The sequence below is a fragment of the Pseudomonas sp. 6D_7.1_Bac1 genome (assembly GCF_025465945.1).
In the GTDB taxonomy this organism is placed as follows: domain Bacteria; phylum Pseudomonadota; class Gammaproteobacteria; order Pseudomonadales; family Pseudomonadaceae; genus Aquipseudomonas.
In genome coordinates this window covers 79397-100248 of record NZ_JANLNW010000019.1, presented here as the reverse complement: position 1 = coordinate 100248, position 20852 = coordinate 79397, and the positions used below count along the sequence as shown (strand labels likewise).

General features: G+C 60.3%; 21 protein-coding genes. 9 read left to right on the top strand and 12 right to left on the bottom strand.

Annotated elements, in window-relative coordinates:
• The first annotated feature begins 2 nt into the window (after window positions 1-2).
• Both NTD87_RS05270 and NTD87_RS05265 read left to right on the top strand, forming a co-directional pair.
• Window positions 3-818, top strand: coding sequence for a gamma-carboxygeranoyl-CoA hydratase (locus NTD87_RS05270; protein WP_262112372.1), 816 nt, complete (start codon window positions 3-5; stop codon window positions 816-818).
• Complete coding sequence (locus tag NTD87_RS05265; protein ID WP_262112370.1) at window positions 818-2767, top strand: acetyl/propionyl/methylcrotonyl-CoA carboxylase subunit alpha; 1950 nt, start codon at window positions 818-820, stop codon at window positions 2765-2767. The genes NTD87_RS05270 and NTD87_RS05265 overlap by 1 nt, the downstream gene beginning before the upstream one ends.
• Window positions 2768-2952: 185 nt before the next feature.
• Here the strand turns inward: NTD87_RS05265 and NTD87_RS05260 are convergent, their stop codons facing one another.
• Entirely contained in the window at window positions 2953-3618 is a 666-nt protein-coding gene (locus NTD87_RS05260; RefSeq protein WP_262112368.1) for a LexA family protein, read from the bottom strand.
• A gap of 129 nt (window positions 3619-3747) precedes the next feature.
• Between NTD87_RS05260 and NTD87_RS05255 the strand changes: the two genes are divergently transcribed.
• Entirely contained in the window at window positions 3748-4089 is a 342-nt protein-coding gene (locus tag NTD87_RS05255) for a DUF6124 family protein (protein ID WP_262112366.1), read from the top strand.
• Between the two features lie 523 nt (window positions 4090-4612).
• Window positions 4613-5764: a M14-type cytosolic carboxypeptidase gene (locus tag NTD87_RS05250; RefSeq protein ID WP_262112364.1), complete on the top strand. Its 1152-nt coding sequence runs from the start codon at window positions 4613-4615 to the stop codon at window positions 5762-5764.
• 44 nt (window positions 5765-5808) lie between these two features.
• Here NTD87_RS05250 and NTD87_RS05245 read toward each other — a convergent pair whose 3' ends face one another.
• Window positions 5809-6255: a winged helix-turn-helix transcriptional regulator gene (locus tag NTD87_RS05245; RefSeq protein WP_262112362.1), complete on the bottom strand. Its 447-nt coding sequence runs from the start codon at window positions 6253-6255 to the stop codon at window positions 5809-5811.
• 102 nt (window positions 6256-6357) lie between these two features.
• Here NTD87_RS05245 and NTD87_RS05240 point away from each other — a divergent pair, with 102 nt between their 5' ends.
• Window positions 6358-7572: an MFS transporter gene (locus tag NTD87_RS05240; RefSeq protein WP_262112360.1), complete on the top strand. Its 1215-nt coding sequence runs from the start codon at window positions 6358-6360 to the stop codon at window positions 7570-7572.
• Here the strand turns inward: NTD87_RS05240 and NTD87_RS05235 are convergent.
• Both NTD87_RS05235 and NTD87_RS05230 read right to left on the bottom strand, forming a co-directional pair.
• Window positions 7566-8108: a cytochrome b gene (locus tag NTD87_RS05235; RefSeq protein ID WP_262112358.1), complete on the bottom strand. Its 543-nt coding sequence runs from the start codon at window positions 8106-8108 to the stop codon at window positions 7566-7568. The genes NTD87_RS05240 and NTD87_RS05235 overlap by 7 nt on opposite strands.
• On the bottom strand, window positions 8105-9196 hold the full coding sequence (locus NTD87_RS05230; RefSeq protein WP_262112356.1) for a catalase family peroxidase: 1092 nt from the start codon (window positions 9194-9196) through the stop codon (window positions 8105-8107). Before NTD87_RS05230 ends, NTD87_RS05235 begins: the two co-directional genes overlap by 4 nt.
• A 158-nt stretch (window positions 9197-9354) precedes the next feature.
• Here NTD87_RS05230 and NTD87_RS05225 point away from each other — a divergent pair, with 158 nt between their 5' ends.
• Both NTD87_RS05225 and NTD87_RS05220 read left to right on the top strand, forming a co-directional pair.
• Entirely contained in the window at window positions 9355-9861 is a 507-nt protein-coding gene (locus NTD87_RS05225) for an RNA polymerase sigma factor (protein ID WP_262112355.1), read from the top strand.
• Complete coding sequence (locus tag NTD87_RS05220) at window positions 9858-10610, top strand: anti-sigma factor family protein (RefSeq protein WP_262112354.1); 753 nt, start codon at window positions 9858-9860, stop codon at window positions 10608-10610. The genes NTD87_RS05225 and NTD87_RS05220 overlap by 4 nt, the downstream gene beginning before the upstream one ends.
• Before the next feature lie 34 nt (window positions 10611-10644).
• On the opposite strand, the gene NTD87_RS05215 is transcribed toward NTD87_RS05220, so the two are convergent.
• From NTD87_RS05215 to NTD87_RS05185, 7 genes are all read right to left on the bottom strand, one after another.
• A complete protein-coding gene (locus NTD87_RS05215; RefSeq protein ID WP_262112352.1) occupies window positions 10645-11637 on the bottom strand; it encodes a spore coat protein U domain-containing protein in 993 nt (330 codons plus the stop codon).
• A complete protein-coding gene (locus tag NTD87_RS05210) occupies window positions 11634-13991 on the bottom strand; it encodes a fimbria/pilus outer membrane usher protein (protein ID WP_262112416.1) in 2358 nt (785 codons plus the stop codon). Before NTD87_RS05210 ends, NTD87_RS05215 begins: the two co-directional genes overlap by 4 nt.
• 89 nt (window positions 13992-14080) lie before the next feature.
• A complete protein-coding gene (locus NTD87_RS05205) occupies window positions 14081-14818 on the bottom strand; it encodes a molecular chaperone (protein ID WP_315975278.1) in 738 nt (245 codons plus the stop codon).
• A gap of 95 nt (window positions 14819-14913) precedes the next feature.
• Entirely contained in the window at window positions 14914-15414 is a 501-nt protein-coding gene (locus NTD87_RS05200; protein WP_262112350.1) for a spore coat U domain-containing protein, read from the bottom strand.
• A gap of 5 nt (window positions 15415-15419) precedes the next feature.
• Entirely contained in the window at window positions 15420-15962 is a 543-nt protein-coding gene (locus NTD87_RS05195; protein WP_262112349.1) for a spore coat U domain-containing protein, read from the bottom strand.
• A gap of 20 nt (window positions 15963-15982) precedes the next feature.
• On the bottom strand, window positions 15983-16519 hold the full coding sequence (locus tag NTD87_RS05190) for a spore coat U domain-containing protein (RefSeq protein WP_262112347.1): 537 nt from the start codon (window positions 16517-16519) through the stop codon (window positions 15983-15985).
• A 106-nt stretch (window positions 16520-16625) separates the two neighbouring features.
• Window positions 16626-17153 carry a spore coat U domain-containing protein gene (locus tag NTD87_RS05185; protein ID WP_410017463.1) on the bottom strand — a complete coding sequence of 176 codons (528 nt, stop codon included), beginning with the start codon at window positions 17151-17153 and terminating at the stop codon, window positions 16626-16628.
• Between the two features lie 294 nt (window positions 17154-17447).
• On the opposite strand from NTD87_RS05185, the gene zapE reads away from it, so the two are divergent.
• A complete protein-coding gene (gene zapE / locus NTD87_RS05180) occupies window positions 17448-18584 on the top strand; it encodes a cell division protein ZapE (RefSeq protein WP_262112346.1) in 1137 nt (378 codons plus the stop codon).
• Between the two features lie 87 nt (window positions 18585-18671).
• The gene (locus tag NTD87_RS05175) at window positions 18672-19997 is read left to right on the top strand and encodes a leucine-rich repeat-containing protein kinase family protein (protein ID WP_262112345.1); all 1326 of its coding nucleotides are present in this window, start codon (window positions 18672-18674) and stop codon (window positions 19995-19997) included.
• 123 nt (window positions 19998-20120) lie between these two features.
• On the opposite strand, the gene NTD87_RS05170 is transcribed toward NTD87_RS05175, so the two are convergent.
• The gene (locus tag NTD87_RS05170; protein WP_123426356.1) at window positions 20121-20825 is read right to left on the bottom strand and encodes a YebC/PmpR family DNA-binding transcriptional regulator; all 705 of its coding nucleotides are present in this window, start codon (window positions 20823-20825) and stop codon (window positions 20121-20123) included.
• Window positions 20826-20852 lie beyond the last annotated feature (27 nt).

Here is a 20852-nt window from a genome sequence, read left to right as displayed (position 1 = left end):
CCATGAGCGACTTCAATACCCTGGAACTGCTGACCGACCCACGTGGTTTCGCCACGCTGTGGTTGAGTCGCGAAGCGAAAAACAACGCCTTCAACGCCGAAATGATCCGCGAACTGATCCTCGCGCTGGACAAGGTTCAGAGCAACCCGAGCCTGCGCTTTCTGCTGGTACGTGGGCGCGGCAAGCATTTCAGCGCTGGCGCTGATCTTGCCTGGATGCAGCAATCGGCCGAACTCGATTACCACACCAACCTCGACGATGCGCGCGAGCTGGCAGAGCTGATGTACAACCTGGCCAAGCTGAAGATCCCGACGCTGGCGGTGGTACAAGGTGCGGCCTATGGCGGCGCACTCGGTTTGATCAGTTGCTGCGACATGGCGATTGGTGCCGATGACGCGCAATTCTGCCTGTCGGAAGTACGCATCGGGCTGGCACCGGCGGTGATCAGCCCGTTCGTTGTGCAAGCCATTGGCGAGCGAGCAGCACGTCGCTATGCGCTGACCGCAGAACGCTTCAGCGGTCAACGCGCTCAAGAAATCGGCCTGCTCAGCGAAAGCTATCCGGCCACTGAGCTTGAGCCGCAGATCGAGCGCTGGATCAGTAATCTGCTGCTCAACAGCCCTCAGGCCATGCGCGCCAGCAAGGACTTGTTACGCGAAGTCGGCAACGGTGAGCTGACCCCGGCGCTGCGTCGCTATACCGAAAACGCCATTGCCCGAATTCGTGTCAGCCCTGAAGGTCAGGAAGGCTTGCGGGCGTTCCTGCAAAAACGTCCGCCGAGCTGGCAGCCTGAAATCACCACCAAGGAGCCGCGTTGATGAGCGCCCCTGTTCTCACCACCTTGCTGGTGGCCAACCGTGGCGAAATCGCCTGCCGAGTGATGCGCACCGCCAAGGCATTGGGCCTGACCACCGTGGCCGTGCACAGCGCCACCGACCGTGACGCGCGGCACAGTCGCGAAGCGGACATTCGCGTCGACCTGGGTGGCAGCAAAGCCGCTGACAGCTACCTGCAAATCGACAAACTGCTCGCGGCAGCCAAGGCCAGCGGCGCCCAGGCGATTCACCCAGGTTATGGCTTCCTCTCGGAGAACGCCGGATTCGCCCGCGCGATTGAAGCCGCCGGGTTGATTTTCCTCGGTCCACCCGCTTCGGCCATCGACGCCATGGGTAGCAAATCCGCCGCCAAAGCCTTGATGGAAACCGCTGGCGTACCGCTGGTGCCGGGTTATCACGGCGAAGCCCAGGACCTGGAAACCTTCCGCGAAGCTTCCGAGCGCATCGGCTATCCGGTGCTGCTCAAGGCGACTGCCGGCGGTGGCGGTAAAGGCATGAAAGTGGTCGAGGACGTCAGCCAGTTGGCCGAAGCCCTGGCCTCGGCCCAGCGTGAAGCCCAGTCTTCGTTCGGCGATTCGCGGATGCTGGTGGAGAAATACCTGCTCAAACCGCGCCATGTGGAAATCCAGGTCTTCGCTGATCAGCATGGCCATTGCCTGTACCTCAACGAACGCGACTGCTCGATTCAACGTCGCCACCAGAAAGTCGTCGAAGAAGCACCTGCGCCCGGCCTGAGCCCGGAACTGCGCAAGGCCATGGGGGACGCGGCAGTCCGTGCGGCGCAGGCCATCGGTTACGTCGGCGCCGGCACTGTAGAGTTTCTGCTGGATTCACGTGGTGAGTTCTTCTTCATGGAGATGAACACCCGTTTGCAGGTCGAGCACCCGGTCACGGAAGCCATCACCGGCCTCGATCTGGTGGCCTGGCAGATTCGCGTCGCCCAAGGCGAGCCGCTGCCAATGACTCAGGCGCAGGTGCCGTTGCTCGGCCATGCGATTGAAGTGCGCTTGTATGCTGAAGACCCAAGCAATGATTTCCTGCCAGCCACCGGACACCTGGCGCTGTACCGTGAGCCAGCCGCAGGTCCCGGACGGCGCGTTGACAGCGGTGTCGAGGAAGGCGACAGCATTTCGCCGTTCTACGATCCGATGCTCGGCAAACTCATCGCCTGGGGCGAGGACCGTGAACAGGCACGGCTGCGACTGCTGAGCATGCTCGATGAGTTCGCCATTGGCGGTCTGAAAACCAACATCAGCTTTCTGCGCAGAATCGTCGGTCACCCGGCCTTCGCGGCGGCTGAACTGGATACCGGATTCATCCCACGCTATCAGGAACAATTGCTGCCAACACCAAGCGAACTCAGCGATGAGTTCTGGCAAGCCGCCGCTCAGGCTTTTGCGCAAAGCCAGGCACACACCGTACGCACCGATGACCCGAGTTCACCTTGGGCCGTTGGCAGTGGTTTCCGTGCCGGGCTGCCAGCAGAAACCACGCTGCACTTGAGTTGCGAAGGGCAAGACCGAGCATTCACCCTGGCGCCAGCCGACACGCGTAACGCCGAGCTCAACGGTGAACAATTGCTGCTTGAGCATCAGGGCTTGCGCCGTCAACATCGTGCAATCCGTCACGGTGAAACCCTCTACCTGGAATGGGAAGGTGAGCTGCGCTGCATCAAGCCTTACGACCCTATCGCCGCTGTGGAAGCCAGCCATAGTCATCACGGCGGCCTGACCGCTCCAATGAATGGCAGTATCGTCCGTATAGTGGTGGAGCCGGGGCAAACAGTCGAAGCCGGGGCACAACTGGTGGTACTGGAAGCCATGAAAATGGAGCACAGCATTCGTGCACCCCATGCTGGCGTGGTCAAAGCCTTGTATTGCCAGGAAGGCGAGATGGTCAACGAAGGCAGCGTGCTGGTGGAGCTGGAGTAGTCGCGGTCTGATGACAGGTCCTACGCCGTAGGACCTGTCTGACTAGGGTCTGTACGAAAACTCGCCGAGCGGCGATCAGGCAAGGCAAAAACAGGCGAGAAAGCGGAGTTTAGGCCCCTAAATGAGCATTTCGAGCCTGTTTTTAACGCAGTCTGGTCGACGCGCAGGCAGCTTTCGTACAGAGCCTAGAACTTGGCAGTTGCCTGCACCACTACACCAATGATTCGACACTCGTCGGTAAACAGGGCTTTCGGGTAAGTCGGATTCAGCGGCACGAGATAGCGTTGGCCGCCCTCTTCGATCAGCTTGCGGAACGTCGCTTCGGCGCTGTCAGGCCATTGCGCGATCACCAGTTTGCCGGGCACGGCTTCAACCGCCGGGTCGACCAGAATCAGCATGTCTTGCGCAATACTGATGCCGCTCGGCGCAGTCATCGCATCGCCGACCACGACCAGCCAGAACGCCGGACCTTGAGCGTGATAATCCGATAACTCGTAGCGGCCCTTGGCATAAGCGGCCGGCGCAGGCTCGCGCACTTCGCCAATACCGCGCCAATCACTGACCGGGTAGCGGAAGTACGGGTTGTACTTTTGCGCCAACGACACTTCGTAGTCATCCGCTTCGGCATCGTCTTGCGCAACCTCAGGCTCCCTGATCACCAGGGCAACTTCGAGAAACCCCAATCCCAGTTCCTGAAGCACCCGGTTCATGTCCTCAAGGCTGGGCTGACGACGCTTGTTCAGCCAATGGCCGATACCGCCCTGAGACATCCCGAGACGCTCTGCGAGTTTTTCCTGAGTGATTTTGAGTTCACTCATCTTGGCCTTGACCAATTCAATCCATTTATCCATGGGCGGAACAATACTTCGCGTAGACGGACCCTCAACACACATATTGTAGTATTTAATTTCTCGTCATAAATACAATTGGTACTAGGATTCAGATTACTCATTCGCCCCACCTACGGAGCATTACCCAGCATGGATATCACCCGCAAAGACTCGACAGAACAGGAAATCGACGCGAACTTCACTTCGCTCAAGGGCTGTGCAGCGGCCCAGCGCGCCCTCGACTATTACTTGAAACCAACTGTTTCAGAGTTCGAAGTCGCGGAACGATTCTTCGATGTAAACCGTAACATCAGCAGCGAAGAGGCTCTGGTCCATGCGTCGGACTTGCTGCGCTGTGCAGCAGCGACCGCTTATGAGTCGGCGGACAACCTGCATGGTGCAAGCCGCGACCTGGCGTTTTCAGTGGTACACATGATCGACATGGCCAAGGCCATGGTGGACAGGTCCCTGGACGGAGACCAGAAAGATTGAACAGGAAAAAAAGCGAAGTGAACGCTGCGATTTGAGTCGCGTTGCAGACGTTTGGGAAAGCCACAGGAAAAATATTTCCAATAAGGCTGATGAAAACATTTGATTTGCAAATGATAATGATTATTATTGCAAGCAACTGATCGCGAGATCGGTCGATAGACCAAGAGACCTTAGGTCGGACTCCTGGAATATCTCCTCATCAGGCTAATCACGGTTTTTGACCCGGCTTTTTGCCGGGTCTTTTTTTTGCCAGTTATTCTGGCTATGGCTTCAGGCTAATGAAGACTGGTGTTGCTAAATTCGATGGCGCGGATGATATCAAAAGAGCATCTTTTTGCAACAAACCGCTCAAACACAGGCTATAAGCAGCAGAAAATAGCACTTGAGAACCAATCGCATAAACACTAAGCTGCTGCTGCGTCAAGGACGACGCCCCCCGCTTTATCCCGCGTAAATTACCCTCAGTTTTCCCCATCCTTGCGTGTAAAGTAGCAGCCATAAAAATCATACTCAGGAATAGATTATGACCGTGGCTCACCGCTCCTTTGATATCACTGCCAACTTCGACAGCGGCAACATTGAGGTGCTGGACCTCAGCAATCCGTTGCAGGCATTGCTGGCCATCAAACCCGACACCCGCAGTCAGCATCTCCAGTGGTTTCACTTCAAGGCCAGTGGTCTGCACGTCGGCCAGGAACATTGGTTTCGCCTCAACAACGCCAGTAAATCCTCCTACAACAAGGCATGGGATGGATACCAGACGGTGGCCTCGTATGACCACGTGAACTGGTTCCGTGTACCGACGATCTTTGAAGGCGACTGCCTGCGCTTCAGCCTCGAAGCCACCGAAACTCACGCCTGGTTCGCCTACTTTGAACCCTACAGCCGCGGACGCCACGACTGGCTGATCGAGCAAGCGCTGAGCAAGGCTGGCACCGAGCTGCTGGCCACCGGTAAAAGCGTCGAAGGGCGCGACATTCAACTGCTGCGCAAAGGCAGCGGTGCCGAAGGCCAGCGCAAGGTATGGATCATCGCTCAGCAGCACCCTGGCGAACACATGGCCGAGTGGTTCATGGAAGGCGTCATCGAGCGTCTGCAACAGCACAATGACCCTGAGCTGATCAAACTACTGGCCAGTGCCGACCTGTACCTGGTGCCGAACATGAACCCGGACGGCGCCTTCCATGGTCACTTGCGTACCAACGCCATGGGCCAGGACCTCAATCGCGCCTGGCAGAGTGCAAGTCAGGAGATCAGCCCGGAAGTGTTGTTCGTTCAACAACAGATGGAAGAGTACGGCGTCGACCTATTCCTCGATATCCACGGCGATGAAGAAATCCCCTACGTGTTCACCGCCGGTTGCGAAGGCAACCCGGGTTACACGCTGCGAATCGCAAAACTCGAAGAGCACTTCCGTAGCCACCTGAAACACCTGACTCGCGACTTCCAGACTACCCACGGCTACACCCGCGACGAGCCAGGCAAGGCCAACATGACCCTGGCCTGCAACAGCGTCGGCGAGAAGTTCGATTGCCTGTCGCTGACCCTGGAAATGCCATTCAAGGACAACAACGACGCACCGAATGCGCTCACCGGCTGGTCCGGCAAACGTTCGATGCAGTTGGGCAAGGATGTGTTGTCGACGATTGCGGAGATGGTCGGCAGCCTGCGCTGATGCCTCTCGATGGCTGCGTGCCCAAACGGCATGCAGCCATTTTTTCACTCGGCGGCGATACGCCGACAATCCTCAGGCCCGAGCAACCGCCCATCCTCCGAACGCAACTCCAAAGGCCTGATTGGCTGCCCCTTCTCCCGATCCACCATCCGTGAATGTGGCTCCCCCGCCTCAAAGAAAAACGCCTCGCCCCACTGTCGCAAGCCAATGATCAGAGTGAACAGGCCCTTCCCTTTCTCCGTCAGCACATATTCCTGGTAAGCACTGCCGTCCGATGCCGGGACCACCTCGAAGATCTCGTGGGCCACCAGCGAGCGCAAACGTGCAGACAGGATGTTCTTGGCCATGCCGAGGCTGCGCTGGAACTCGCCGAAACGCCGAATACCGTCGAAGGCATCGCGCACGATCAGCAATGACCACCAGTCGCCAATAGCGTCCAGCGAACGAGCGACCGGGCACTCGTTGTCAGCAAAGGTTGTGCGTTTGACCATGATTGAGCTCGCAAGCTGTCAGCAGAAAATGTGGTTGCAATATAAAACCATGATCTCTACCGTACAACTGGTTTTAATTTGAAACCTCATTCGGAGCCCGGTATGAAATCCTCCAGTTCTTCTACGCACCTCAGCGGCGGCGTCGTTCTACTGTTTGCCATCGCCTGCGGGCTGGCGGTCGGCAATGTCTATTACGCCCAGCCACTGCTGGACGCCATGGCCCAAGCGTTTGACATCGACCCGGCGACTATCGGCATCGTCGTGACCCTGACCCAAGTCGGTTATGGCCTCGGCTTGCTATTGTTGGTGCCGCTGGGCGACCTGCTCAACCGCCGACGTCTGATCGTGACTCAGACACTGCTCTCGTCCATCGCCTTGCTGATGATCGCCCTGGCACCGAACAGCCTCTGGCTGTTGATCGGTATGGCCCTGACTGGCCTGCTGGCGGTGGTCACTCAGGTGCTGGTGGCATACGCGGCTACACTGGCGGCGCCTGATGAGCGTGGCCGGGTGGTGGGCGTGGTGACCAGCGGGATCGTGGTCGGCATTCTGTTGGCCCGAACGGTTTCCGGCGCGATGGCTGATCTGGCCGGTTGGCGCTCGATCTATGTGTTGTCAGCCGGTTTGACGCTGCTGATGGCGCTGCTGTTGTTTCAGGTGCTGCCCAAACGCGAACAAGCCCAACCGGACAGCCGCTATTGGCAACTGATTGGCTCGGTGTTCAGTCTGTTCAAAGAGGAAGTCGTACTGCGCCAGCGCGCCACTCTCGCGCTGCTGACGTTCGCCAGCGCCATGGTGCTGTGGACGCCAATGGTGTTGCCGCTGAGCGAACCGCCGCTGTCACTGTCCCACAGTGAAATCGGCTTGTTCGGGCTGGCCGGTGCCGCCGGTGCCTTGGCCGCCGCCCGCGCCGGACATCTGGCCGACCGGGGCCTGGGCCACTGGACCAGCGGACTGTCACTGCTGCTGATGCTCGCCTCATGGCTGCCGATCGGTCTGACCCAATCGTCACTCTGGGCATTGTTGCTGGGTGTGATCACCTTCGATCTCGGCTTGCAGGCCGTGCACGTGACCAGCCAAAGCATGATCTACAGCGTGCGGCCCGAAGCTCAAAGTCGACTGACCGCAGGCTATATGCTGTTCTACTCGATAGGCAGCGCACTGGGCTCCATCGGCTCGACGGCCATCTACGCCTGGGCCGGTTGGCTGGGCGTCTGCTGGTTGGGCGCTGCGATCAACGCCGTGGCGCTGGTGTATTGGCTGCTGACACTGAAAAGCAGCGCACCTGAGCGATGCGCCGTGCAGGTCGGTCAGTGATCCTTGCTGCGCAGCATGCTTTGCAGCACACCATCGCGACGCACCCAACCATGGAACAACGCCGCCGCCAGATGCATTAGAACGGTCAGAAACAGCAAGTACGCCAGATAACCGTGGGCATTGCGCAGGAAGGCAAACAGCGATGCATTGGCCGGCACAATCGACGGCAGTTGTAAGGCATTGCCGAGCATCACCGGGTCCCCCGCCGCCGAAATCATTGCCCAGCCAAGCACCGGCAGAACCAGCATCAAGGTGTAAAGCAACACATGGGAAGCCTTGGCCGCCAGCACTTGCCAGGCGGGCAAGTCAGTTGGCAACTGCGGTTGGCTGGTTGTAAACCGCACGAACAGCCGCACAATCACCAGCAGCAAAATTGCGATGCCCAAGGGCTTGTGCAGATGGATCAGCCATTCATGGCGCTCGGACACCGAGGCGACCATACCGGCACCGATAAACAACATGGCGATGATCATCAACGCCATCAGCCAGTGCAGCAGCCGCGCCAGTGGCGCGAAATGATGAGGGTGCGCGCTCATTGTGGCGACTCCTGTTTGGCGGTGGGCAACGGGTCGGTTTCACCGGTTCGACGCAGGTAAGAACGGGCATAAGCCGCCGAACGTGCAGCCAGCAACGGGTCATCGGAGCCCTCGATACCGCTCGGTAATACCAGTGGGTCGTAGTTGATGTCGCGGCACTCGCCATCGTTTTGCACCTGGGTGCTTTCCAGCACCAGAGTCCCGGCGTTCAAGACCTTGCGCTCACCCAGCCAGGCCTTGCTGGCATCGTTGGTCGGGTCAGCGGGCGTGGCCAGCGCGAGATTCAGCTGCCAACGCAACGGCCCGGCCTTCAAGCGCTGGAGCAGATCCTTTTCGAGGAAGTCCGCGCCTTCAGGGGCACTGGCGCCGGCCGCGTCTTGCGCCACGGGGACCACGCTCCATCGCACCGCCTGACGTTGGCCCGCCGCGTTGACCAGGTAAAAAGCATTGATGCCGTTGTAAGTCTCGGTCACGTAACTGGCCGACGGCTTGGCGGTCTTGACCCATTGCAGGAAAGGCGCGGTTTCCGGGTGTGCGGCGAAAAACGCTGGCACGCTGGCAGGATTGGGTTTGCCGGTGGCCGGATCGGGAGTCTGGGCCTGCTGCAACTGATAGAACGCCTCGGGTGTGCCCACCGGAAACACCGGCATGCTGTTCATCCCTGTGCGCCATTGCTGACCGTTGGCCTGCTTGAAGCGCAACGCCAGGCTGCGGATCGGTACGCTACTGTCCGGCGCGTAGGGATTGCCACTGGGCAGCGCAAAACGTCCCACGACCGGCGTTCGCGCCGCGCTGAAAACCTGGGCGGTTGAATACGGGCGCGCCTCGTTGCTGCTTTCGAAATACCCGACCACGCACACGCCTTTGGCGTGATTGCGCCGAAACCCCGGGTGTACGCCGTTATTTTTCTCCAACACATCGACCAGCGCTTTTGGCGTCAGGCGCTGCGGGTCAAACGTGCCATTGACGTAGGCAAAGGCCCCGGCCAGTGCGGCGACTACCGCGCCGATCCCGGCCAGACGCAAGGCCAGGCTCACGCTACTGAGGGGAATTTTATCGGGCCTTGACGGTGGTGAACGATCAACCATGAACATCTCCAGGGCCGAGGGCCACCGGTGGGAAGGATCAATCAGACGAAGCCCACGCAGGTTTATTCCATGGCCCGGTTTTTATTTTTCCAACGCTGGAATAACCTCCAATGCCGGGCGTCTCCCTAGTCCACCGCGTAAAGACTAGCCAGCATTCCATGAACGATCTCGACGAACCGTTACGTGAACTCATCCCCAGGCTGCGGCGTTTTGCCGTGTCGCTGACGCGCAATCCCAGCAATGCTGACGATCTGGTGCAATCGTGCCTGGAGCGGGCGCTGTCGGGTTGGGGCGACAAACACCCGGACGGCGATTTGCGCGCCTGGCTGTTTTCGATTCTGTATCGGCAGTTTCTCGATGCCCATCGACGCTCAAGGCGTTATGCACGAATGCTCGAGTTTTTCACCGGTCGCGACGATGCACAGCCGTCGGTCGAGCGCACGGTGTTAGCGCAATCGACACTGCAAGCCTTCGACAAACTGACCACCGAGCAACGCGCGCTGTTGCTCTGGGTCTCGGTGGAAGGCTTGAGTTATAAAGAGGTCGCCGAGATCCTCAACGTCCCTACCGGCACCGTGATGTCTCGCCTGTCCCGCGCCCGCCAGGCCTTGCGCCAGCTCAGCGACGGCGAAATCACCAGCCCAGCTTTGCGGATACTCAAATGATCAGCATGCCCCCAAGCATTAATGACCTGCACGCCTACGTCGACCATCAACTCAACGACGTGGACCGGCGCCTGGTGGAAACGTACCTGGCGGCCAATCCGCACGTTGCCGAGCAGGTTCAAGCCTGGCAGCAGGACGCCCAGCAACTGCGTGCAGCCTTGAGCGGCGCCTTGCAGCAACCGCCCAACCCGGCACTCGACCCAAGCGTGATTCGCCAACGCCTGAAACGTCGGTCTCGCCGCCACTTGGCCAGCGCCGCCGTGCTGCTGATCGCAGTCAGTGTCGGTGGCTTGAGCGGCTGGCAAGCGCGGGAAATGACCATGACAGGCGTGACACCACCGATGACCGACGCGATGCAGGCCTACCGGATGTTCGCCCAGCAAGGCATCCTGCCGGCCGATTACAAGGTCACCGATGACCGCGATATGCAGAGCTGGCTCGACCGTTACTTCGCCCAGGCCAATCGCTTGCCGGACCTCGCCAACTCGGGGTTCAAACCGGTCAGCGCACGCTTGCTGAGCACCGAACAGGGGCCTGCCGCGATGGTGATGTACGAGGACCATAACGGCCGCAAGATCAGCTTCTACATCCGTCCGCCGGGCCCGAAGAACAACCTGCTGCCACGCGGCAGTCGCAGCGATGGCGAGTTGCAGGCCGAGTACTGGTCCGGGCCTGGGTACAACTATGCGATGGTCAGCGAAGCCCGGGATCCGGCAGCACAGATGCTCAAGCAGATGCAGAGGTTTTAACGCTTGAAAGCTGAGTGATACCTCCTGTCTCTGCTCAAAACCCCACATCCAGCACCACATTGTCCAGGTAGGTGCCGGCCGGTGGGGTGGTCTGATCGGTATAGATCTTCGCGTTGTAGTTGAAGATCTGACTGCCGGTCCCCAGACCGTTGCCAGGATTGACCTCGGCATCGGAGCTGGCCCGTCGCGCGCTGCTGACACTGCCCCAGCGGGTGGTGCCGGCACTTTTGAAAATGTCATAGGCCAGGTAATTGCTGCCCGAGATCATCCGCCGCCGCCCGCCGACGCTGACGACGTGCTGGCCATCGTCCAGGCCAACGGTGTAGGCGCTGCCCTTGGTGCACGTGAGATTGACCGTCTGGTTGGTGACCGCCGCGAACCCGCTGATAACCGGGGCGCTGCCGAAACTGATATTGGGTGCGGTGATCAGGCAATCGTTAGTGACCGTCATCGTGACTGTCAGGCTGGTCGTACCGCTGTTGATGTCGCGCAAAGCACAGAGACTCCCCACACTCAGGAGGTAACAATAGTTCCAGTTCCAGGCAACGCTCAGGGTCTCCGAATACACACCGGCCGCGACATTGCTGCCGACGATGCTGTCCAGATAGATCGGCACCGTCTTGGCCACCGTCGGGCTGCTCAGCAACCCCAGATTATCGGCGATCGAGTTGCGGGCGAAGTCGAACGCCGTGCCGCGTGTGATCGGATAACTGGTGCTGTTATTGCCATACAGCGTGTAGCTGATCACGTCTCCGGTGGGGCCGACCAATCCTGAAGTCGCTGAAGTAAAAGTCGCGTATATATGGTCGCTGGCCGTCAGCTGCGACGCCAGCGATCCGGTGCAGCTCAACCCGGCGTTGGTGGTGGAGCTGGGCTGCGAAGTGGTCCGTACCGTGATCGAACTGACCGAACCGAAGCCGGCAGGTGCGGTGCTGACCACCGAGCACAGCGCCCAGGCATGCCCCGACAGGGCAAGCGCCAGCCACCCGACCCCACTGCTGATCCATCGACTTGTATGACTGGTCATTGACACACCAACGGCCCGATCAACGGCACCTGTTCCTGTTTGATGTCCACATTGAACTGCGCCCCGCAAGTGCGCCCGTCGGCCAGGGTCACGCGTAAGGTGTTCTGCACTTGCAGGTTGTCCAGGTACACCAGACCGTCCCACCCCACGACCGCCCTCGCCCCGCTCTGCTCGTGCAGCACGTTGCTGCCCAGCGGCAACTCCTGTTGTCGAGCGTCCACCAGCACCACGCTGGCGGCGATGATTCGAGTCAACGGGAACTCCAGCAGATACCCGCTGCCACGCCGGACCGCGACACGCTGCTCGACATTCGGGCTTTGCACATTGCTCGGCAGGTTCAGCGGATCGATTTCGTATTTGCCGCGGTAATAGGCGCTGCTCCACGGCACTAGCAGATGGCCTTTGCTGTCCGTTTGGCCGACCAGCTGGTTTTCGTAGCGCACCGGTATGCCGGCAAAGCCCTCGGTGCTGACCACCACAAAAGCGTCGTCAATACGGTTAGCGGCAAACAGCTGACGGTCCATCCACACCAGCGAGCCGCTGGCGTCGGCCCAACGGGTCTCGGCGTCGCTGCTGCCATACACGCCGGCCTGCAACTGCACTGATTGCAGACGCCAGGTCAGGTCAGCCTGACGGTAATCCGGGCCCTGACCGTGGGCGTATCCGAGATTGAAGCCCAGTCCGCCTTGGGTGGGCACGGCCTGGCTGTAGTTGACCCGCTGGCGGTTTTCGCCGGTTTTACTGCGTTCGGTGCTCAGGGCGAGGCTGCCGCGCAGGTCGAACGGAATCACCAGTTGTGCCTGTATCCCCCAGTTGCTGTCGCCGATCTCGCGGTTGGCTGACAGGTAGAAACTGGTGTTGCGCCACAGCGGTTTGCTCCAGGTCAGGTTGAGCAATCGAGTGCGCGAGTCATCGCCGGCGCGCACATCGAAATAACCGGCCCCCAAACTGCCCCAGGTGTCGAGGTTAAGGCTCAGCGTCACTTGTTCGCTGCGCTGGCTGAGGGTTGTGTAGGGGCTGTCGACCACCGTCAGGTCAGCGTATTGATCACGACGTTGCATGCGCTGATACGACAGGCTGTAACGCTGGCTGCTGTACTGATAACCCACGCTCAATTGCTGACCGCTGGTGCCATCGAACCGACTTTGACTGACCGCGGTGTTGAGCACGCCGAAGTTGCCCAGCCGCACGTTGCCACCAACGCCGCCGAGGGTCAGCGAGTTCGAGGCTTCGGCATGACTTTCCAGGGTCAGGCTGTCCGTCAGGCCATAACGCAGGCTGCCGGAGGTGACACCGGGACCGTAGCCAAAATCGCGGATCCCGTAGTCACGACGCAAGGTCCCCGCCGCCACCGAATAATCCGCCAGACCTTTTTGCAGCAGGGTGCTGGTCACGTAAAACGGCACGGTGGTTGAAACCTGCCGACCCAGCGCATCGGTGGTCACCACCACCGCCTCACCGGCGCCGTTGATGAACGGAATGTTGGTCAGGGTGTAAGGGCCAGGTTGCAGATCGGCACTGCTGGATTTGTAGCCGTTGATGAACAGGTCGACCGAAGAAGGCACCGCCGCCTCGCCGGCAAACTGTGGCAAGGGGTATGTCACCAGGTCCGGTCGCACGCCGAAATCCCGCGAAAGTTGCACGCCCCCCAGACGCACCGAGTTGCTCCAGGGCAACGCGCCGCTGACCAGATCACCGGCCTCGTAAGTCAGTAACCGATCATCATCGGAGTAGCGCCACGTGGTGTCATAACGCAGATACCCGTTGTTCAACGTATTACTCGCTACACCGGACATCGTCCGTCGGTACTGCCCGGTGTTGGACAGCGTGCCCCAGCTATCGAAGAACCGCACTTCGTTCCAGGCCGCCAGGTAGGTGCCGCCCTCATCGGTGTCGTTGAGGTAAAGATCGTAGTTGAGTAGCGCTCCGAAACTGCTCAGCGCCGGAGTGCGCGGATACGCCTCGCGGTTGCCGACAAATTGCTCCGGCAACCAGTCCGGCGGCACGCTCAGCAGCAGGCGCTGGCCCTGGCTGTCGTACTCGCTGTGCAGGCCCATCAGGCCGTCGAGATCAACTTCCGCGCTCAGATGCTCAGGCAGTTTCATGCCGGTCTCGCGCAATACCGTGGCCGACAGGTACAACCGCCCGGCCCGCTGCTCGACCGCCACCACCCGTCCGGTATTCATCTGGTTGACCACCAACTCCAGAAATAACTGCGCATCTGCCACCGCCTCCATGCCACTGGGAGGTGGTGGCAAATCACCGGCCGTGCTGTGAGGAACAAATACCAGCCAGCAAAACCCGCTCACAGCCCACGACAGACGCTGGAAACTGCGAGCCTTATCCTGGCTCATCAACGCTTTACGTCCATCTATGGACATCTCCCTCCGTGCCGCGGGCTTCCCTGCTATCGACCCGCCGCCTCCTTCTACGGCGTGTCACCTCAACGCGCCGGAGTAATGCTCTGCACCTGCGGTGCGCCGTTGACTCGCACCTGTAACGCCGGGTCACCTGCAAGCGCCTCGGACACCGGCCAGCGCATGATCGCGCCAGGCAACACATAGCCAAGCAACCCCTCAGCCAGCGGCCGGATCTGGCTGCCCTGCTTGAAGGCCACATCGGTCAGGCGCGCATGCACCGCGCCCTGATTGCGCACTTCCACATAGGAGCGACCGTCCACGGCGACTTTGCGCCAACTCAGATCAGGCACCCCGACACCTTTCGGATCGCGCTGGCGGGTGGTGTCCTCCTTGCTCCACAAACCTGCCCCATAGGCGAACAACGGCACCGAATAACGCATCTGGAAACGAATCGCCGCCGCCGTCTTGCCCGCTTCAGCCGTGGGTGGTGCGGCCGAGGGGATTTCATCGATGATGATGCGGTAGGCCAGTTCCTGGCCGGGTGGCACATCACGGGTCCGGGTCAGGCGCACCAGTTGTTTCTGGCCAGGTTCGATCTTTGCCACCGGCGGGCTGCCAATCACGTCACGCTGGTTCTGGTATTGATCGTTGAAGCCGCTCTGGCTCCAGGCGAACACCCGGATCTGCAGGTTGGCGGTTTCGGTTCCACGATTCTCCAGCCACAACGCGCTGGCCTGCTGGTCGGCTTCCAGCACCGGGTCGATTGGCCAGATCAGCACCGAGCTGGCGGCCTGTGCCGTGACCGTGCCCAGCATCAACATGACCAACACTGCGCAACGCGTGGCACTGAGCCACTGCGACGGTAAACACATACGCCTACTCCTTATGCCTCACGGGCCTGATCAAAAACGCCGCGTTACCACGACAGCTGCACCTGCAGCACATCGCTGTACGTCCCCCCAGGCTGATTGCCCGGCAATTGCACTTGCCCATAAATCGGCAAGCTGATGTTGTTCGCATCGCTGTAAGCCACGGCCACGCTTTGGCTGATCCCCAGGCTCTGGCTGTAGGCCGCATCGCTGAACAGCGAATAGGCCACCCGGGCACTGCCGCTATTGAGCTGCATGTGCCGACCACCGCTGTTGTACAACCCGCCATCGACTGTCATGTTCAGGGTGACGCCCGGTGTGCATTGCAATTGCACGCCACTGGTCAATGCGACCTGCACGGTACTGGTGGCCAGTGCAGAACTGCTGCCGAAGTTGAGGCTGCCGTAGTTGGACACCCCGCCTACCACCAGACACCCCGCCACTATCGTCGCACTGACCTGAAAGCTCTCGCTGGTCACCGCCGACACCGGCATCGGCAGGCTGCTGGCCCCAAGCACAAGCCACAACGCAATGCCATGCCGAGCCATTAACTTCAAAACGTCAGGCTGACAGTAACAGTGTCGGTGTAGGTTCCCGCTGGCAGGCCAGCCTTGCCAACCGCCTTGCCATAGATGTTTACCGTCTGCGCCACCCCGGTGCTGGCCGCAAGATTGATCACCCCGCCAATCGCCAACAGCGTCGTATGACCGGAGTCGGTGTACAGGTCGTACGGCACAAAGTTACCGGCCCCGTCGGCCAGTGCCCGTGTCCCTCCGGTGGAGAGTCCATCATGGCTGCCTGCCGACACCGTCACCGAAGGCGTGGTGCCGCTGGAGCACAGAATCGACAGCGCCCCGCCACCGCCACCCAGCACCTGGCCATCGGCTTCGGTAAACAGACTGGTCGCGGTACCGAAGCTCAAGGTCCCGAAGTTGATGCCCGTCCCCGCCCCCGTACCGGCACCATTGACCTGACAAGCGGAGGTGAGGGTCAGATTGGCAGAAATCTGCCCAGTGACCGTGGTGGTAGCCTGGGCACTGGCGGCCAGCGCCAGACCGAGCAACGACAAGGCAATCCTTGATACAAACACGTGCATGACGTTCGTCCTCTTGAGATTTACCAATCCAGCCTGACCGTCAGGGTGTCGGTGTAGACCCCTGCCGGTAATGCGCTGGTAATCGCGACCACCGAGCCAAACACCGGGATCGGTATCGGCGTTCCATGGGTAACGGCGAAATTGCGACGCTGCCCGATGCTGTAGCTGTCGCTGCCAGCGGCATCGAGAAACAATCGATAAGGAATGGTCTGACGCCCGTTGCTCAGACGTCGAGTGGAGCCGTCGCCGTGGGCGCCGCCATCGATGGTCACGGTGAAACCGTTGACCGAAGGGTTACAGGCAATTTTCAGATTGCTGTTACCGGCGTCGTTGAGGCCGGCCTTGAGCGAGTTGCTCCAGGTCGGTCCGTGCTCGCCGAAATCCAGCAAACCGGAGCTGCTGGCCGGGCTACCAGGGTCGATGACGCCCTTGGTCACTTCACAGCCCGCGATGATGATCAGCCGCGCGTGAATCTGCCCGCTGATCGCCGCGTGTGCGCTATCAGCCAGCAATAGCAGCGCGCCAACGCTGAGAAACACCCGGTTTTGTTTTTTCATCGCACCGATCCTAATTCCATCAGGATTGAAACCAGTGACCCTTCGCCTGCGAAGGGCCCGTCCCTGCACTGCCCAGGTCCACCGGGCAGGTCATGCTCAAACGTTGCTACCAGGTGACCGTGACCTTCACCAGATCGGAATAACGGCTGACCCGTGGCACCTCGGCCAGCCGCTCAATGCGCCCGTACAAAGGTAAATCCACCGAACCTGAGTCCGGCACACGCCCGCTCAACGGCACATTCACCGGCAGCGGCACTTGCCGGGCGGCGTCTTGATACAGTCGATAAGGAATGGGTTTGCCGTGTTCGGCACTGGCGGCCAGATAGCGCACCTCGCCAACGCCGCCATGCAGGCCACCGTCGACGCGTAATTGATACGGGGTGTCGGGATTGCATTCCAGCCGGGGCAAACGGCCGCTGACCAACGCTGCGCTCAGGGGGCCGGCCGGGTCATCCAGGCGCGCGGTGCTGCCGAAGTCCAGCACACCGAGCTGCTCGATGCCGGCGACGCGCTGTTGCCCCACCAATTGACAACCACGCTGCACATTGACCCGCACCTCCACCTGGAGCTCCGCGGCCAATGCTGTCGCACTGAACATCAGGCTCATGACTGCCAACATCCCGGGGACTGTCATCAATCCTTTCACAGCCTCAATCCTTTTGAGGGTGATTTACTTAAGGTCAGGTTAGCAACGCCCCACGAATCCGCCAGTCAGGCCGGGGATTGGCCAGGTTCAGCTCATTTCCTTACATAAAAACCGGCTACGATTGCAGCGGTTTTCAAAGGCAAAAAGCTGTACCGACCGTCTATTTTTGTCGAACAATTCGTGACTTTCATCGACACCGGTGGAAGGTAAATTCACCGTCTGGTTAGAATTGCACCGCCATCGCTCAGGGGGAGCGGGCAAAAAGAACACGGGGGACAACACTTGGCCGCTATCCCGCCAAACCGTTCACGACTCAAACCACGCTGGCCGGCCCTGCGCAGGCTCCTTGGCAGGCCCTTCGTCGATTCCGCGAACAACGGCGCTAACGGCCAGGTGATCCACGATTACTTTCACCACAAGGCCCATGGCCAGGGCTACACCCTCAGTCACAGCCAACAGCGGGTGATCGACTGCATGGCGCAACTGGCGAGCGCACTGCTGGGCAGTCGCGCCACTGCCCGGGCTCCTCGAAGCCTTTATCTGCATGGCGCGGTCGGCCGAGGCAAGAGCTGGTTGCTCGATGGTTTTTTCCAGGCATTGCCGGTTGCCGAAAAACAACGCCTGCACTTTCACGACTTTTTTGCGCAACTGCATCAGGGCATGTTCCGCCAACGGGCGCAGACCGATGCGCTGGCGAGCACCCTGAATGAACTGCTGAAGGATTGCCGCGTGCTGTGTTTCGACGAATTTCACGTCCATGACATCGGCGACGCGATGCTCATCACCCGCTTGTTCAAAGCGCTGTTCCAGCGCGGCGTCCTGCTGCTGGTCACCTCCAACTATCCGCCTCAGGGCTTGCTGCCCAACCCGCTCTACCATGCGCGTTTCAAACCGGTCATCGACTTGATCAATGCGCGCATGCAGGTCATGGAAGTCGGCGGTCCCCACGACTACCGCAGCCAGGTGCGAACCCATTCGCAACAGGTGTTCACCCAGGGCCAATACATCTGGCCAACCACCGCGTTGCAACGTCAGGCCTTGAAGCTGGCGCAACAGGACACTTCGGCCATCGTCCTGCCGGTCGGCACTCGCCAGCTTCAGGCCCGGCGGTGTGAGGATCGAACCATCGCCTTCACCTTCAACGACCTGTGCGAACAACCCACGGCCGTCATGGATTACCTGGAGCTGTGCCGACGCTTCGACACCTGGATCATCGACGCACTGCCGGATCTGGCGGACTGTCCAATCGCCACTCAACAGCGCTTCATCAACCTGATCGACGTGCTCTACGACCAGGACAAACGCCTGATCCTGCTCGGCGAACGACCGTTGCGCGAACACCTGGGCGGCGACGCCATCGACCTGGCGCGCACCCGCAGTCGACTGGGGCAACTGATGGACGTCGGACCAACGCTATAAAGCGTCCAGTGCGCCAGGTTTTGCCGTTATCATGGCGGCGTTTTTCAAGGCTACACGCCGTTCTCTTCTCATTTGTTGGATGTGTTCATGCATACCCTTGCACAACTGCGAGCCGGCGCGCTTGCGGGGCTCAAACGCCTGGATCTGTCGTGCGGCCTGACTGAGTTCCCTTCGGAAATCTTCGATCTGGCGGACTCGCTGGAGGTGCTCAACCTCAGCGGCAATGCCTTGAGCAGCTTGCCGGATGACCTGCATCGCCTGACGCGTCTGCGGGTGCTGTTTTGCTCGGACAATCAGTTCCGCGAACTGCCGACCTGCCTGGGTCAATGCGCACAACTGACGATGATCGGTTTCAAGGCCAATCGACTCGAGCGAGTCCCGGCCGCTGCGCTGCCGCCGCTGCTGCGCTGGCTGATCCTGACCGACAACTGCATCAGCGAGTTGCCCAGCGAATTGGGCGAACGTCCCCACCTGCAAAAACTGATGCTGGCCGGCAACCACCTGCAAAGTCTGCCGGCCAGCCTGAGCCAGTGCCATCAACTGGAACTGATCCGCATCGCCGCCAACCGCATGACCGAGTTACCGCAGTGGCTGCTGACACTGCCGGGGCTGGCGTGGCTGGCCTACGCCGGCAACCCGCTGGAAACCGAGGCCGATGCCGCCGCCCTCGAAGCCACGGCGAACATCCCCTGGTCGCAGTTGCACGTGCAGCAACAACTGGGCGAAGGCGCGTCCGGGGTGATTCATCAGGCGTTGTGGGAGCAGCCGTCGCAGCCAGAGCGCAAGGTCGCGGTGAAACTCTACAAAGGGCACATGACCAGCGACGGCTCGCCACTGCATGAAATGAATGCCTGCATTACCGCCGGCATTCACCCCAACCTGATCAAGGTCGAGGGGCGGATCGTCGGGCATCCACAGGCTCAGGCGGGCCTGGTCATGCACTTGATCGAGCCGAGCTATCGCAACCTGGCGGCCTTGCCGAGCCTGGCCTCTTGCAGCCGCGATGTTTACGCACCAGACACGCGTTTCAGTGCCACGGTGGCGCTGCGGATCGCCAGCGGCATTGCCTCGGCCGCCGCGCACCTGCATCAGCAGGGCATCACCCACGGCGACCTGTATGGCCACAATACGCTGTGGAATGAGCACGGCGATTGCCTGTTGGGCGACTTTGGTGCCGCATCCTTCCATGCCACATCAGACACGCTTGAGACCCGCGCGCTGCAACGCATCGAAGTGCGGGCGTTCGGGATTCTGCTAGGCGAGTTGCTGGAGCGGATCGACTCAGGCTTGAGCGTTGAACGCCGCGAGCGCTTGATGGATTTGCAAGACCGTTGCTGTCAGCCGGATGTGCTGGCGCGACCAGGATTCAGCGAGATCATGCAGGAATTGGCCGCCTGCCAATCAAATCACTAGCGGCACGTACAAAACCCATGGCGAGGGAGCTTGCTCCCGTTCGGATGCGCAGCAGCCGTCGTTGTTGGGACGGCTTCGCCGTCCAGCGGGAGCAAGCTCCCTCGCCACAGGTCAGGTCACAAATTAACCCGCCAACCCGACAAACATGTCCTGCACGTCGTCGTGGTTATCGAGGCCTTCGAGGAAGGCTTCGACTTCTTCCATTTGCGCGTCGGTCAAACCGCTGACCGGGTTCTTCGGTTTGTAGCCCAGCTTCGCCGACAATACGGTGAAACCCTGCTCAGGCAAGGCTTTCTGCACAGAGTCCAGATCGGTAGCTTCGGTGATAAACAGAGTCGCGCCGTCTTCGCCCGGCTCGAAATCCTGAGCGCCTGCTTCGATAGCCGCCATTTCCGGATCAGCGTCCGGGGTGTCCGGGGACGCTTCGATCATGCCAACGTGGTCGAAGTCCCAAGCCACGGAGCCGGACGCACCCAGTTGCCCTTTACGGAAGGCTACGCGGATTTCCGCCACGGTACGGTTGATGTTGTCAGTCACGCATTCAACGATCAGCGGCACCTGATGCGGGGCGAAGCCTTCATAAGTCACGCGGTGATACTGCACGGTTTCGCCGAGTTGGCCCGAGCCTTTCTTGATCGCACGCTCCAGGGTTTCACGCGGCATCGAGGCTTTCTTGGCCTGCTCCACCACCAGTCGCAGGTGCGCGTTGGTGCTGATATCAGCGCCGTTACGTGCAGCAATAGTGATTTCCTTCACCAGTTTGCCGAAGATCTTGCCTTTGGCGTTGGCTGCCGCTTCTTTGTGTTTAACCTTCCACTGTGCGCCCATTACTCACTCTCTTGATCTGTGGCGCCG